This is a genomic window from Rhizobium sp. 42MFCr.1, assembly GCF_000377185.1.
Taxonomy (GTDB): domain Bacteria; phylum Pseudomonadota; class Alphaproteobacteria; order Rhizobiales; family Rhizobiaceae; genus Rhizobium; species Rhizobium altiplani.
The window spans coordinates 16749-30432 of record NZ_KB897838.1; the positions used below are offsets into that span (position 1 = coordinate 16749).

General features: G+C 59.3%; 14 protein-coding genes and 1 other RNA gene. 9 read left to right on the top strand and 6 right to left on the bottom strand.

From position 1 onward, the window contains the following. Window positions 1-124 precede the first annotated feature (124 nt). Window positions 125-796, bottom strand: coding sequence for a class I SAM-dependent methyltransferase (locus C934_RS0119480; protein WP_018858304.1), 672 nt, complete (start codon window positions 794-796; stop codon window positions 125-127). After that, window positions 793-2037: a DUF3419 family protein gene (locus C934_RS0119485; RefSeq protein ID WP_018858305.1), complete on the bottom strand. Its 1245-nt coding sequence runs from the start codon at window positions 2035-2037 to the stop codon at window positions 793-795. The genes C934_RS0119480 and C934_RS0119485 overlap by 4 nt, the downstream gene beginning before the upstream one ends. A 172-nt stretch (window positions 2038-2209) precedes the next feature. Between C934_RS0119485 and C934_RS0119490 the strand changes: the two genes are divergently transcribed. Further along, window positions 2210-3595 (top strand): serine hydrolase domain-containing protein, encoded by a 1386-nt coding sequence (locus C934_RS0119490; RefSeq protein ID WP_018858306.1) that lies wholly within the window; start codon window positions 2210-2212, stop codon window positions 3593-3595. Here C934_RS0119490 and C934_RS0119495 read toward each other — a convergent pair. From C934_RS0119495 to C934_RS0119505, 3 genes are all read right to left on the bottom strand, one after another. Continuing rightward, window positions 3589-4524: a lytic transglycosylase domain-containing protein gene (locus tag C934_RS0119495; RefSeq protein WP_018858307.1), complete on the bottom strand. Its 936-nt coding sequence runs from the start codon at window positions 4522-4524 to the stop codon at window positions 3589-3591. The genes C934_RS0119490 and C934_RS0119495 overlap by 7 nt on opposite strands. 113 nt (window positions 4525-4637) lie before the next feature. Beyond that, window positions 4638-5273 (bottom strand): LysE family translocator, encoded by a 636-nt coding sequence (locus C934_RS0119500; RefSeq protein WP_018858308.1) that lies wholly within the window; start codon window positions 5271-5273, stop codon window positions 4638-4640. A gap of 57 nt (window positions 5274-5330) precedes the next feature. Beyond that, window positions 5331-6542 carry a pyrophosphate--fructose-6-phosphate 1-phosphotransferase gene (locus C934_RS0119505; protein WP_018858309.1) on the bottom strand — a complete coding sequence of 404 codons (1212 nt, stop codon included), beginning with the start codon at window positions 6540-6542 and terminating at the stop codon, window positions 5331-5333. Between the two features lie 413 nt (window positions 6543-6955). Here C934_RS0119505 and C934_RS0119510 point away from each other — a divergent pair, with 413 nt between their 5' ends. From C934_RS0119510 to rnpB, 5 genes are all read left to right on the top strand, one after another. Beyond that, window positions 6956-7663 carry a J domain-containing protein gene (locus C934_RS0119510; protein WP_018858310.1) on the top strand — a complete coding sequence of 236 codons (708 nt, stop codon included), beginning with the start codon at window positions 6956-6958 and terminating at the stop codon, window positions 7661-7663. After that, window positions 7660-8424 (top strand): N-acetylmuramoyl-L-alanine amidase, encoded by a 765-nt coding sequence (locus C934_RS0119515; RefSeq protein ID WP_018858311.1) that lies wholly within the window; start codon window positions 7660-7662, stop codon window positions 8422-8424. The genes C934_RS0119510 and C934_RS0119515 overlap by 4 nt, the downstream gene beginning before the upstream one ends. A gap of 261 nt (window positions 8425-8685) precedes the next feature. Then, window positions 8686-9204, top strand: coding sequence for a lytic transglycosylase domain-containing protein (locus tag C934_RS0119520; protein ID WP_026371940.1), 519 nt, complete (start codon window positions 8686-8688; stop codon window positions 9202-9204). A 100-nt stretch (window positions 9205-9304) separates the two neighbouring features. Then, window positions 9305-10492, top strand: a complete 1188-nt coding sequence (locus C934_RS0119525) for an FAD-dependent oxidoreductase (protein ID WP_018858313.1) — start codon at window positions 9305-9307, stop codon at window positions 10490-10492. Between the two features lie 98 nt (window positions 10493-10590). Beyond that, window positions 10591-10986: RNase P RNA component class A (rnpB, locus tag C934_RS33265), an RNA gene on the top strand. A 40-nt stretch (window positions 10987-11026) separates the two neighbouring features. Here the strand turns inward: rnpB and C934_RS0119530 are convergent. Then, window positions 11027-11221: a hypothetical protein gene (locus C934_RS0119530; RefSeq protein ID WP_018858314.1), complete on the bottom strand. Its 195-nt coding sequence runs from the start codon at window positions 11219-11221 to the stop codon at window positions 11027-11029. Between the two features lie 579 nt (window positions 11222-11800). On the opposite strand from C934_RS0119530, the gene mraZ reads away from it, so the two are divergent. The 3 genes from mraZ to ftsL are packed head-to-tail and all read left to right on the top strand — an operon-like array spanning window position 11801 to window position 13684. After that, complete coding sequence (gene mraZ / locus C934_RS0119535; RefSeq protein WP_025659370.1) at window positions 11801-12238, top strand: division/cell wall cluster transcriptional repressor MraZ; 438 nt, start codon at window positions 11801-11803, stop codon at window positions 12236-12238. A gap of 17 nt (window positions 12239-12255) precedes the next feature. Continuing rightward, a complete protein-coding gene (rsmH, locus tag C934_RS0119540) occupies window positions 12256-13281 on the top strand; it encodes a 16S rRNA (cytosine(1402)-N(4))-methyltransferase RsmH (protein WP_018858316.1) in 1026 nt (341 codons plus the stop codon). Between the two features lies 1 nt (window position 13282). Next, on the top strand, window positions 13283-13684 hold the full coding sequence (ftsL, locus tag C934_RS0119545; protein ID WP_018858317.1) for a cell division protein FtsL: 402 nt from the start codon (window positions 13283-13285) through the stop codon (window positions 13682-13684).

Sequence of the window (13684 nt, forward strand, 5' to 3'; positions counted from 1 at the left end):
TCCGTCGCGAAACGAATGGATTTTTTGCCCCACAGCTCGACCCCGTTAAAGACGCGTCCAGCAGAGGAATGTCCCCTCTATTTTCCATATCAACGTAAAAAAACGGTTAGTTTCAAGCGAAATGTCAAGGTTTGGTCACAATGACGGCCCGCCAGGCATAGCCGCCACTAATGGTCTCGAAGGTCAGTCGCGCTTGATTTTCAGAGGCTTGCGACGCGAGAACCTGCCGCAAATCGGCACGCGGCGACACGTGAAATTTTCGCAGCCACGCCTTGAGAAAGCGTGCAAACCAGCCCGGAAGGCGCTCCTGCTGGCCGAAATCGACGATGTGCAGCTCGCCGCCGGGGGCGAGGGCGGCCACGGCCGAGTCGACGGCGCGTTCCCAATCGGGGATCATCGAAAGGGCGTAGGAAATGAGAATGCGGTCGAAGCCGCTGACGCCGAACTCGCGCGGCGTGAAGGCGGTCGCGTCCGCGACGCGGAAATCCGGAAGCGTTGCTTTGGTCTCGAATGTTTTGCGCGCGGAGATCAGCATCTCGTGCGAGATGTCCAGGCCGAACAGCCGAGCCCGCGGGTAATATTTATGGGCGAGCGCCAGGTTGCGGCCGGTTCCGCAACCGACCTCCAGCAGGGTGCCGTCTTCCGGCACATTCAGATTGCGGATCGTCTCATCACGGCCGAGAAGGTAGTACTTGCGCGTCAGGTCATAGATGTGGCGCTGATAACGGTACATGCCGTCCATCAGGGCGGCGTGGCCGTCGTCCTTGGTGACGGGATTCGTGCCGACCCCGCTCACGCATTCTTCCCGTAGATATGGAAGCCGCCATAGATTGCCGAGCGATCAAGCGCCGTGAGTTCGGCGGAGCGCTTTTCCATGTACGTCCACTGATCGCGGATTGCAGGCGACAGACGGCCTTCGATGATGCTCTTTTCGGCCGCCGTACGGAAGATCGCCCGGGCACCTTCGCGCGCCGTGCGGCTGATCTCTGCCCATAGGTCGTTGAGTTGCTGGTCCGTCATCCAGTCCTGTGCATCCAGGAGGACGTAGCGATCGCGCGATCCGGCCGGCTCGCCGGCGAGCAGTTCCGTGAAGCTTGCATGATGAACGGTGACGCGATCCACATTGCCACGGATCGCCTCGTAGTTCGCGGGCTCGAGATAGGTTGGGAGTGTGCCTTCGCCCTTCGGCGCGTAGCGGCGAGCGAAAGCCTGCCAGGCAAAATAGTTTTCCTGCATGGGGAAGTGACAGGCCAGCTTCTCAAGTCGGTGCCGTAGGACCGGCGCGATTGACTGCTCGGCGGCGAGGCTTGCCAGTTCGTCGTATTGCTGTGGCGGGATACCGAGGCCGAACAACGAGCTCTTGCGGCCGGTGATCCAGCGTACGACCGGCTTGTCGAAGAGTGGTGCGATCTTCTCGTCGAAGAACTGGCGCTGCTCGCGCAGGGAGCGCGTCTTGGTCATTTCCGTCAGGTCGACGCCATGCAGGCGGGCCAGAAGGTGTGCTGCTCCAATGAACCGACCGAGGAGACCTGTTTCGTAGATGTTGCGGTCGAAAACCGTGACCCGCCGACGGCCGAACTTGCGGGCGTTCCAGTAGTTGCGGGTCGCGTCGTCAAGATTTGCAGCGAGGAATTGGTCGAAGGCGTGGCTGTTCGACAACTCGCGCGGTGTGGCGAGGAAGCGAACGAGATCGGCGTGTGCGGGAAGGTGGCTGAACGCGGCAAGCTTCAGGCGATTGAGGGCAATATGATGCGGATTGAGATCGACCACATCAATCGACGCCGGGCTCCTGGAAAGATAGGCAAGCATGTTGCAGCCGCCGGAGCCGATCGTCACGATGCGGTGGTGAGGCTGAAGCTCCATCGCCAGCATGTCGAGGTCGGGATCTTCCCAGATTTGCGGATAGACCAGGCCGGAAAACAGCAACCCAAAGAGCCGTTCCGAAAAGCCTGCCTTGGAGAAGGCATTGTGGCGGAGAAGAGCTGCCTTGAGTTTCCGGTTCTTGCGGAAGCCGGCATCCGGTGCAAATTCCGTCATATGAGTCTTTCACCCTTTTAGCGTTCAGGGCGTTTAGCGCGCCGTCACTACAGTTTGATGACGCAAGCTGTGGGCGCGTGCTTCCGTCGGTGGAAATGGAAAAACATCCGGGCATTGGGGGCTTTCGCGCTGCCGGCTTTCCTGCTTCTCTTGTGGGCAAGGAGGATCGCATATGCGATTTGTGCTGCGTGTCGTGAGGCCACTCGCTCTTTTGCTGGTCGCGATCGTCGCTATGAGCGCGGCTTGGCTTTATGCGCGGCCACCTGAATTGCTGCGAGTCGGTGATGGTTACGCAGCCAAGATCGTTTGCTCGAACGTATTCCTGGCAGGGCGTGACCCCGAACAGGTGCTTTACGAGGACGTTCAGGCGCCGGGAAATCCGTTGCTACGACTGGTACGCGTCACTGTCGACAGGCAGGACAAGCGGGTTACCGCTCGTATCCTCGGGCTCTTCGCGCCGGGCCATGCGATCTATCGCGGCGCACTCGGCTGCAGCAGCGTGCCGGATGGTGACTTCGAGGCCGCGGCGCGCGCCGTGCCCGAGGTTCCGGTGACTCCGGAGCCGCAAAATGAGGCCCCATGGCCGGAGGGAAATGCCGTCGCGAAGGCCAATGACAGCCGTGTCGATGCACTGCTTTCAGATGCCGAGCTGATCGGTCCTGCAATGCGCGCGGTTGTCGTGGTTCGCAACGGCCGCATCATCGCGGAGCGCTATAGTGATGGATTCGGTCCGATGATGCCGCTCACAGGCTGGTCGATGACGAAGACCGTGAATGCAGCCATCGTCGGGCGGCTGATGCTCGACAACAAAATCGCGTTCGATGAGGCTGGCCTTCTGCCGCAGTGGAAGGGGGGCGACCATTCGGCGATCAAGCTGAGTGATCTGCTCGGCATGGAGAGCGGCCTGGTGTTCAACGAGAGCTACGGCACGGTCGCCGATGTCACACGGATGCTCTATCTCGATGCGGATATGACGGCGCTGCCAGCAAGTCTGCCATTGGAGGCAAGCCCGGGCCAGCGTTTCAGCTATTCAAGCGGTTCGTCGGTGCTGATCTCAAAGATATGGATGAACAGGATTGGCAACATGCAGGCGGCGCTTGCCTATCCCAAGACGGCGCTGTTCGACCCGATCGGCATGTCGAGTGCTGTCTTGGAGGTCGACGCACGGGGCACCTTCGCCGGCAGTTCCTATCTTTACGCCACAGCGCGGGATTGGGCGCGTTTCGGCCAGTTCCTTCTTCAGGACGGCGTCTGGAACGGCCAGAGGCTGTTGCCGGAACGGTTCATGGCAGCGATGAGGACGCCGACCGTGGCCTCGGGCGGCAAATATACCCAGGCGCAGGCCTGGCTCGCCGCGCCGGGCGGTGACACCAGCGCCGTTGCCGGTCTTCCCGAAGATACGTTCTGGATGGAGGGGCACGATGGGCAGAGCATTGCGATCGTGCCGTCCGCGAAGCTTGTCGTCGTCAGGCTCGGATTGACGCCAAGCTGGCTTCGCTACAAGCCGCAGATGCTGGTCAAAGAGATCCTAGCCGCGCTGCCCGGCAGTGATCAGTAGTTGCCCTGGGCGACGTCGTCCATGCCCTTGCGCTTGGCTTCGTAGTAATAGCCACGGGCATAGAGGCGGACAGCATCGTCTTCGCTGCTGTCAGAGACGAGCCAAGCGCCGCGAAGATACTTGGCGGCGTATTTGATGTTCGTTTCGGCATCAAAGAGGCCAGCGGGCTCACCTTCGTAGCCCATGGACTTGGCCGTGTTGTACTTGATCTGCATCAGGCCGAAATAGCCGCGCTTGTTATAGGCCTTGGAATTGTAGCGGCTCTCGCGATGCACGACGCGGTGAAGCAGCGAGGCGGGCACCTGGTAGAGCTTCGAATATTTGTCGATGATCTTGGTGATTGCGCTTTTCTCAACCGTCGGCGCGCCATCGTCGTCGCTGTCGCTGAACATCGGCGGTGCGGCCGGTGGATCCGAGGGACCTGAGGTGTCGAAACCGTAATCCATCATCGGGTGCGGCGTCGTATCGATAGCGGAAAGAGCTGCAATCGCGCTGCTTCCAGCCTGAGGTGTTGCGGCAAAGGCGAGTTGAGTCGACGGGGAAGGGGTGCCCGGGCGCGGGATCGGTACAACGGACTGAATCGCTGTCATTTCAGGCGTGAGCGGAATCTGCGCGTAACCCGTTGCCGTCGTCGCCCCGGCCTGACCGCTCAACTGAGAAGGATCGGTTGCCGGCATGGCGGGTGCCGCGAGGGCCGTTGTCGCCTGGTCGGCGGTGGTGATCATCGCCGTCTGGGCCGCTCCGTCGCCGGCCGGCACGGCTGCAAGCGTGGCGTCTTCGCCGGGCTTTGGTGTCGGAACAACGGTCTGGATTGCGGTCAGTTCTTCCACCGACGTGTATTCGACGCTCGTGCATCCGGCAACGACGCCGCAGAGCATCGTCGAAACGATGAGACTGCGTTTCAGGCCGGAAAAACCGATCGCTACCATACTCTCACTTTCGTGAACGCGCCGCCCCGGCAGCGTTAGAAGTTACCAAAAACCTTAAGCCTGGAATCCGCAATTAACGTATTCGTTGCGTTGCTGCAACCCGCTGGAAATATTTACGCGGCTATCCGCCTATAACCGGCTGTTACGGCGCCTGCGGCAATGAGCAGAGTGCCGCCGGTGCGGTTAACCGCACGCTGGATGCTTGCCTTGCGAATAAGCCCGCGAGCCGCGTTTGCTGCCAGTGCATAGGTCGAGGCATTGATGGTTGCGAGGACCAGGAACGTGGCTTCCATGATGAGCATCTGGCCGAAGAACGGCAAAGCGGGATTCAGGAACTGCGGAACGAAGGCGACGAAGAACACGATGCTCTTCGGATTGAGCGCCGTGACGACATAGGCGTGCAGGAAAACCCTGATCGATTTCTTTTCGGGCAGGTTGTCATTGTCCGCCATCGGTTCGGACATCACGGGTGCGCGCCAAAGCTTGATCCCGAGCCAGATCAGGTACGCGCCGCCGATCCATTTCAGCACCGTAAATAGGGTCGCGGAGGCCGCAAGCACGGCCCCCAGTCCGAAAAGGGATGCAGTCATCGCGGTAAAGTCGCCGAGCGCGACGCCGGTTACCGTCGCGAGCGCCGTCTTGCGCCCATGGCCCAGCGCATAGGAAACAACGAGAAGGATCGTCGGCCCCGGTATCGCCAGCATGATTGCAGACGCAGCGGCAAAAGCGAGCCAGGCTTCGAGCGACATGGAATCTCCTCCTATTCCCTAAGGGAAAGCAAAGACACCATATTAACCCTCAGTCAATCATGCCGCGCTGTATTTCTGCCCGATCGTGTCCATGACTTCGCCGAACCACTCGGTGGAGGTGTCGAAGGCCTTGCCACCCTTGATACGCGGGAACTCGATTGTCCGGAGCTTACCATTCTCCGCTTCATCGTGACCTGTGACACCGGAGACCTTGTTCAGGGCGCTTTCGACGGCAAGGTCGGTCATGCTCTGAATCAGACGAAGGTCATCGCCGTTTGCGGGGGCCGAACGTGCGAAGTAACCCGATTTCTGCACGAGCGAGCGCTCGGCATCGATGAGGCCTGCGAACTGTTTCTGGAACCAGCCGCCGACATTGATCGTGTCGATCTTCACGTGGCCGAAGGCGTCGCGCTTGATGGTCTCGCCCGCGGCCTCGCGCTCGGCGACGATGGCGTCAAGGCAGGCGCCTTCCGAAACGAACACGGTCGCATGACCGGTGCGGTCCATGACTTCCTTCAACCGGGCCGCTTCCGCATCGAGATCGAATGCCAGTTCGGGCAGGTAGACGGCGTCGATGCTTTTCATCCTGGCGTTCGTCATCAGCCCATCGACATATTCATAGTTCTTCGTCCGCTGCAGATAGGCCCGAGCAGTTGCCGCCGTCAGCCAGCCGCAGTGGCGCCCCATGACTTCGTGGATGATCAGTGTGCGCGGTGCCGCGGTCTGCTCGTTGCTGACGTTGTCGAAGAAGTGTGCGCCGACTTCGGCGGCTGTCCATGCGCCAAGCGACTGGCGGATCGGGACGACGTCGTTGTCGACCGTCTTCGGCAGTCCGACGACCGTCAGATTGTAGCCGTTGGCCGCCAGATATGCCGCAAGATCGGCAGCGGTAGTGTTCGTGTCGTCGCCGCCGATCGTGTGAAGAATGGTGACGCCATCGTTGGCAAGCCGCTCGGCCGCCACACGCAGCGGGTTTTCGCCTTCCTTGACGAGACCGCGCTTCACGCAATCGGCTGCATTGGTGAGCTTGACGCGGCTGTTGCCGATCGGCGACCCGCCGTAGCGATGCAGAAGCGAAGCCTTCTCCCGCATGTCTGCCGTGATCTTGATGCTGTCGCCGAGGAGTACGCCCTGGTAACCGGAACGATAGGCGACGAGCTCGATGTCGGGCGCAACGTCGCTGTAGCGTTCGATCAATCCGCCGACTGCGGAGGAGAGACAGGGCGCCAGGCCTCCGGCCGTGAGCAATGCGACTTTCTGTTTGGCCATGATCCCTCCATTGTGTCTCGTATCGGTGCAAGCGCGTCTGCTTACCTAACGCATGGATGCGGCAGGGAAAGGGCCATGTAAAGTGTTGTTATTGTGAAAATCGCGCCCCTGACGGCGAAGGTAGATGGAAGCGCGGATATAATCGTTTCAAGCCAAGGATAGCTGTTCAGATGGCTTGTGGAAATTCCCGAGCGCGTGGAGCCGACTGTACAACTGCATGCTTCTCTGATGCGTTAACAGCCTATCCCTTGGTGTCATATGACGCCGTGCGAATACGGCGTATGCTTGGATGCCGGAGCGACAATTACCGAATTGTGAAAGCAGTATTCGCTCCTATGACCAATCGTCGCCTTGCAAACGCAGGCTTTATTTGGTCAAGGTGTCTAATCTTATTTGCACTGCGAGAGACTCTTATGTCCTTCTGGGAAAAACTGCTGAATGCCATTGGCAACACCGCGGGCAACGTCCTTTCGGCGGTGGTCGAGGCTATCCGGACAGTTTTCGAAGGCGATCCGGAGACCCGCCGCAAGGTGGCTTTCTCAGTCGCGATCATTGCTCTGTCGGCAAAAATGGCCAAAGCGGACGGGATCGTCAGTGAGAAGGAGGTTGACGCCTTCCGCGAGATCTTCGAATTCCCGCCCGAGCAGGCGAAGAACGTTGCGCGTCTTTATAATCTGGCGCGCCAGGACGTGGCCGGCTATGAGGCCTATGCGGAGCGCTTGTCGTCCCTGTGCGTGACATGCGCCGCCAATTGCCCGGTACTGGAAGAGGTACTGGACGGTCTCTTTCATATCGCCAAGGCTGACGGGCTCATTCATGAGAAGGAATTGGCGTTCCTGCGGCACGTCGGCCAGATCTTCCATATGAATGACGAGCATTTCGAAAGGATCGCCGCGCGCCATGTCTCCGTGGGACGTGATCCCTATAAGGTGCTCGGTGTTTCTCCCTCCGATGATTTCACCACGATCCGTCGCCGTTACCATGGTCTTGTCAGCGAGCATCATCCGGATCGGCTGATTTCCCGTGGTGTGCCGGCCGAGTTCCATGCCATTGCCAATGAGCGCATGGCGGCGCTGAATGCCGCCTACGAGGCGATCGAGAAGGAACGCCGCGCAGCATGACCTCGTTCGAGGCCGACTACCGGAAGGCAATTGTTCGCCCTTCGCCCAATCACGGCGAGCGTGCGGATGGACGCAAGCCAGATATGATCCTTCTTCACTATACAGGTATGCCAACGCCCGACGGAGCGCTGAAGTGGCTCTGTCGCGACGAAAGCCAGGTCTCCAGCCACTACTTTGTCCAGGAAGACGGCGAGGTTCTGCAGCTCGTGCCCGAGGAGCGCCGTGCCTGGCATGCTGGCAAAAGTTACTGGCAGGGCGAGACCGATATCAACTCGTTGTCAATAGGGATCGAGATCGCCAATGCCGGTCATCCCGGCGGCCTTCCAGAGTATCCCCAAGAACAAATCCAAGCCGTGATCGAATTGTGTCGAGATTGCGGCCAACGTTGGTCAATTGCCCCTGAAAGGGTGCTTGGACATTCCGACGTTGCACCGATTCGGAAGGTCGATCCGGGGGAAAAATTTCCCTGGGCGGAGCTCTCCAGGGCCGGTATCGGCCACTGGGTCGAGCCCGCACCGATCTCCGGTGGAAGATTTTTCCAACGCGGCGACCGCGGCCAGCCGGTCGAAGCCCTGCAGTCGATGCTGTCGCTCTACGGCTATGCGACTGAGATCACTGGCGAATTCTCGGCCAAGATGGCAGGCGAGGTCGAGGCCTTCCAGCGTCATTTTCGGCCCGCCCGAATCGACGGAATTGCGGACTTTTCGACGATAGACACCCTGCACCGTCTGCTGGCGTCGCTTCCACGCTACTCCGCATAAGTAGTACTTTTGAGTCGCGCCAATTTACCGGGATTCTGAGAGTTCGTCGGCTCGCCACATCATTTCCCTATTATCTCCTCATTGCGATGGTCTAACGCCAAACGTCGAACGGCGCCGCTTGTGTTGTTTGGGGTTCTTGGCGGTCGTCAATTGAAACAAAAAGAATTGCTGCAGTATCTCTAATAAATATCTGCCGCATAAAACTGGATCGTTATTTGAAACGCGGTCCAGAAATTCTTTGGGTCGGAGTAATTAGACTGAATGAATAGGATTATTTCTGCTGCGGTGTGCGCAAGCGCACTGTTGATGGGTATGAATTGCGCTTTCGCGGGTGAATGGGGCGCAAGGGCACAGACGGTTCCTTTGAAGACTGTTGATCGGACTAGCGGCTATGCAATGCCGGACTTCACGGCCAACAAATATTCGGCTCTCATTATCAAGTACGCAAAGCAATATAACGTTCCTGCCGAGCTCGCTCAGGCCGTCGTTCGCGTCGAGAGCAATTTCAATCCGAACGCACGCGGTAGTGCCGGTGAAATCGGTCTCATGCAGATCAAGCCGGCGACAGCAAGGATGATGGGTTACTCGGGGACGAGCAAGGGGTTGTTCGATCCCGAGACGAACATCAGGTTCGGCATGAAATACCTGGCCGCTGCACATGAACTCGGCGGTGGTGAGACCTGCGACACGATCCTGAAGTACAATGCCGGCCATGGCGCAACCCGCATGAACCCGGTCTCCAAGGCCTATTGCGGTAAGGTCCTGGCGATGCTCGACTGATCACCTGAAACTGCCTGTCTGATAATTACTTCGACCGGGCACTTAAGAATATGATTCAACATAGTGCCTGTGTTATCTGGCCTCCGAAATGAGGTGATACATGGCAGTTGATTTCAAGGTGATCATCGTCGGGCGCGGAATGATGGGCGCGGCTGCGGCCCGCCATCTCTCCGGGATGATCGAGGGTGTTGCGCTCATCGGCCCCAGTGAGCCAGTCGAGCGCAAGAGCCATCATGGCGTCTTTGCCAGCCACTACGACGAGGCCCGCATCACGCGGACCTTCGACGACAATGCCGTTTGGGCGACGCTGGCGGCACGCTCGCTCGACCGCTACCACGAAATCGGAGCGAAGAGCGGCATTTCCTTTTTCACGGAAGCGGGTTGCCTCTTTGCCGGACCACCTGCCCAACCGGGGGAGCGATATCTCGGACGGGCGCTGCAGGTCAGCGAAACGCTCGGTCTCGACGTCGAAACGCTGACGCCGACGGCGTTGCGGGACCGCTTTCCTCCGTTTGATCTCAACCCGTCGTTCAATGGTTATTTCGAAGCTAAACGCGCGGGCCACATCAACCCGCGCGCTTTGGTTCGAGCGCAAGCCAAGCTTGCCGAGCAGGCGGGCGTGACGGTTATCGATGCGACTGTTGCCTCTGTTCGCGATGAGGGTACGTTCGTGGAGGTTCATGCCGGCGGCAAGCGCTATACCGCCGAGCGGGTGCTGGTCGCTGCCGGCGGTTTCAGCAATTTCAACGGTCTTCTCCCTGCTGCTATCGATGTCAGGATCGCGGCGCGCACCGTGGCATTCTTCGAACTTGGCGCCCGGGAGATGGCAGTTTTTTCCGAAATGCCTTCAGCCATTATCTTCGGCGACCGCGACGAGGACCATGTCTACATCCTTCCGCCGGTGTGCTATCCCGACGGCAAGTTCTATCTCAAACTCGGCGGCGAGTTGGAAACGCGCTCATTCGAGACGCTTGAGGATGTCGGAACATGGTTTCGCTCCGATGGCGATCTGGCGGAGCGCGACCTGCTGGTGTCAACGGCCCTGCAGCACATGCCCGCATTGGCGGGTTGCGCAACAACCTCGGCGCCGTGTGTGGCAACCTTCACGGCAACAGCCTATCCCTATGTGGGCTATACGGATTCTCCACGAATTGCGGTTCTGGCCGGTGGCAATTTCGTTGCCGCGAAATCATCGGATGAGCTCGGCCGACTGGGCGCGGTCGTCATGACGCAAGGCTGGCTCGGCGCCGAGGACTTCGGCAGGGAGCTGACGCCGGTCTTCCGCTAGGCACGCTCCGGTCGGGGAGGGGCGCCCGTTGCGAGTACGCGCAGAGCTCGAAGATATTTCAGTGGCATTCGCTTCGCGTCTCCGCTAAGGGAGCCATGCCAGTTGGCCGGGCAGCCGCGCTTTACCAATGCCGAAAGGCGGTAGGGTGAGGAAAGTCCGGGCTCCACGGAAACACGGTGCCGGATAACGTCCGGCGAGGGCGACCTCAGGGAAAGTGCCACAGAAAGCAAACCGCCTGCCTCGGCAGGTAAGGGTGAAAGGGTGGGGTAAGAGCCCACCGCATCTCCGGTAACGGCGATGGCAAGGTAAACCCCACCGGGAGCAAGACCGAATAGGGATGACGTGGGAGGCGAAAGCCTTCCGGCTGGTTTCCAGGTCAGTCATCCGGGTGGGTTGCGTGAGGCAGCGTGCGAACGCTGTCCCAGAGGAATGGCTGCCACGTTCCGGCTTCGGCCGGGGCCATACAGAACCCGGCTTACAGGCCAACTGGCGAACTACCTTTGCTAAGACGCGTCTTGTTGATGTCGTCGATTGCTAGTGGGCGGTCGGTGCCTTTGCCAGGCATTCATCGCAGGTGGTGCTGCTGCGCGCGAGAATGGACCAGCGCTTGAATATCTTGCCGCAGGAATCGCATTGGATGTCGGTCGTCATGCCTGACTGCGACAGTGGAATACGCTTTTCCGGTTCAAAGCGCCCGTAAAGAAGTCCCTTTAATGTGAAGTTTGTCATACTATTACTCCACGGTTACTTATTTAGCCTTCATTAATATGCGGCAGCGCTGAACCGATTCAATTCTCCGCCTCCTTATTATTTTGCACATGGCAATATCCGAATAGCTTGGTCGCTTACTTCAAAGGGGATAGCGGCTGCATACCTTTTCATGGGGCGCCTTGGATCGACGCCTGCCACTGTTGAAGAGCAAGCCTTAAGCCTTTGTTGGAAATTGCATATTTGGTTGTGCCGATCTGAGCCATCGGTCGCCTTCGGGCGCGTGCTGGCAGGGCTGGTTCGCGGCATCGGTAAGTGCGGAACTAACCCTTTGTTAAACTTAACAGCTTATAAATTTTCGATACGGCGCTCATCGTGAGACGGGCGTTTCCCATTGACGCCCATATGGTCCCATGTTATCCCATTCATGCACTGCGCAAGGGCAAGTAGGTGCCCACCAATCGCAAAGCCAAGGTGTCTTCTGTTCCGGAAGCTCCGGATGGGGTCTTGCCCATTCGGCTCGCGAAGCTGTGCCTGAATTTCAGGGTTCCGGGCTTTTGAGTTCAGTCCGGGCTCTTTCGGGAACGGATGTTTCGTGTCATGAGCCGCTTCCTTTCAAATGCGACCAACAGAATCGATTCCAAGGGCAGGGTTTCCGTGCCGGCGGCGTTTCGATCCGTGTTGGCGCAGCGCAATGTTCAGGAGCTCTATTGCTTCCAGGACTTTGTGTTTCCGGCGATCAGTGTCGGCGGTCCGGATCTCCTGGAGAGGTTCGAGCGTCAAATCTCTGCGGAAGATCCGTTTTCGCCGGACGCGAACGAGATGTCGCTTCTCATCCACGGGGGCGGTATCTTCATGAAGCTCGATGCGGAAGGCCGGCTGATGGTCACGGATTTCATCCGCGACTTCACCGGTATCTCGGACGAAGTGACCTTCGTTGGTCGGGCGGATCATTTTCAGCTGTGGCAGCCGCAGGCATTTCAGGCTGCTCAGGTGCAGGCACGAGGAGGGCGTCGGCTGGCGGGCAGGCGTTCCTAAAAATACGAGGGAACGGAATGGCGGCGAATCCTGGCGGAGATTCAACTGATGCCGGTGGCGGACCGGTTCGCCACATTCCGGTTCTTCTCAATGAGGTGCTTGCCGCGCTCGAGCCGTTGCCCGGCAAGATCATTCTCGATGGCACCTTCGGTGCGGGCGGCTATACTTCTGCCATTCTGGGTGCTGGCGCCAATGTGATCGCCCTGGATCGCGATCCGACCGCCATCGAAGCCGGTCAGGCCCTTGTCGCTGAAAGCCAAGGCCGCTTGAAGCTCGTTCATTCGCGGTTTTCTCAATTGGCCGATGCTGCTCCATCGGGCGGGCTGGATGGAGTCGTGCTCGATATCGGCGTGTCCTCAATGCAGATCGATGAGGCCGAGCGCGGCTTCTCGTTCCAGAAGAATGGTCCGCTGGACATGCGGATGTCGGCGGCTGGCGTTTCGGCGGCCGATGTGGTCAATCGTGCCAAGGTGGCTGATCTGATCCGCATCTTTCATTTTCTCGGAGAGGAAAATCAGTCGCCGCGCATCGCGCATGCGATTGAAAAGCGGCGGGCTGAAAAGCCGTTCGAGACGACGCGCGATCTGGCTGGTCTGATCGAGCTCGTTACCCCACGTAAAATGAAGGACAAGATTCATCCGGCGACCCGGGTCTTCCAGGCGTTGCGGGTTTTCGTCAACGACGAACTTGGCGAGCTGGCGCGGGCGCTGTTTGCCGCCGAGCGCGTGCTGAAGCCCGGCGGGCGTCTCGTTGTGGTTACCTTCCATTCGCTCGAAGATCGGATCGTCAAGACCTTCTTCTCTGATCGCGCCGGCAAGGCTTCGGGCTCGCGTCATCTGCCCGTCGCGCACGAGCGTGCGGCGACCTTCGAGCGGATCGGCAAACCCATGGTTGCTGCGACCGAGGCGGAGGCGCAGGCAAACCCGCGGGCGCGATCTGCCAAGCTGCGGGCAGGGCTGCGCACTGCCGCACCCGCTGAAGCGGCGGATATTTCCATCTTCGGGCTGCCGAATCTGGCGAGTCTCGGAAAGCTCGGAGCCTGATATGCTGAGAACCTTGGACCTCATCCTCGTCGGTGTCATGACAGCAGCTGCTGCTGTCACCTATACGATCAAGCACCATGCCGAGCTCAAGCTCGAGGAAGTTCATCGCCTTGAAGCGGAGATCAAGCTCGAGAAGGATACCATCGATCTGTTGAAGGCCGATTGGGCTCTGTTGTCCCAGCCGAACAGGCTCGAGCGGCTCGTCAACAACTACAATGGTGAGCTTCAGCTGCAGCCGACGGCTTCCACGTCGCTGGTTCATGCCAAGGAACTGCCGATGCTGAAGTCGCAAGTTCCGGTTCCCGACATTACCGAAGCGAAGGCCGGTGCCAAGGCGAAGCCAAAGGCGGTGGCGCCTGAACCCGAAGAAGAAGACATGATGGCAACCGGATCGGTGGAGTAG

Bases quoted from the DNA above. Each gene is read 5' to 3' on its own strand.
- C934_RS0119485 (WP_018858305.1), bottom strand. From the start codon at position 2,037: ATGACGGAATTTGCACCGGATGCCGGCTTCCGCAAGAACCGGAAACTC.
- C934_RS0119490 (WP_018858306.1), top strand. From the start codon at position 2,210: ATGCGATTTGTGCTGCGTGTCGTGAGGCCACTCGCTCTTTTGCTGGTC.
- C934_RS0119495 (WP_018858307.1), bottom strand. From the start codon at position 4,524: ATGGTAGCGATCGGTTTTTCCGGCCTGAAACGCAGTCTCATCGTTTCG.
- C934_RS0119500 (WP_018858308.1), bottom strand. From the start codon at position 5,273: ATGTCGCTCGAAGCCTGGCTCGCTTTTGCCGCTGCGTCTGCAATCATG.
- C934_RS0119505 (WP_018858309.1), bottom strand. From the start codon at position 6,542: ATGGCCAAACAGAAAGTCGCATTGCTCACGGCCGGAGGCCTGGCGCCC.
- C934_RS0119510 (WP_018858310.1), top strand. From the start codon at position 6,956: ATGTCCTTCTGGGAAAAACTGCTGAATGCCATTGGCAACACCGCGGGC.
- C934_RS0119515 (WP_018858311.1), top strand. From the start codon at position 7,660: ATGACCTCGTTCGAGGCCGACTACCGGAAGGCAATTGTTCGCCCTTCG.
- C934_RS0119520 (WP_026371940.1), top strand. From the start codon at position 8,686: ATGAATAGGATTATTTCTGCTGCGGTGTGCGCAAGCGCACTGTTGATG.
- C934_RS0119525 (WP_018858313.1), top strand. From the start codon at position 9,305: ATGGCAGTTGATTTCAAGGTGATCATCGTCGGGCGCGGAATGATGGGC.
- C934_RS0119530 (WP_018858314.1), bottom strand. From the start codon at position 11,221: ATGACAAACTTCACATTAAAGGGACTTCTTTACGGGCGCTTTGAACCG.
- mraZ (WP_025659370.1), top strand. From the start codon at position 11,801: ATGAGCCGCTTCCTTTCAAATGCGACCAACAGAATCGATTCCAAGGGC.
- rsmH (WP_018858316.1), top strand. From the start codon at position 12,256: ATGGCGGCGAATCCTGGCGGAGATTCAACTGATGCCGGTGGCGGACCG.
- ftsL (WP_018858317.1), top strand. From the start codon at position 13,283: ATGCTGAGAACCTTGGACCTCATCCTCGTCGGTGTCATGACAGCAGCT.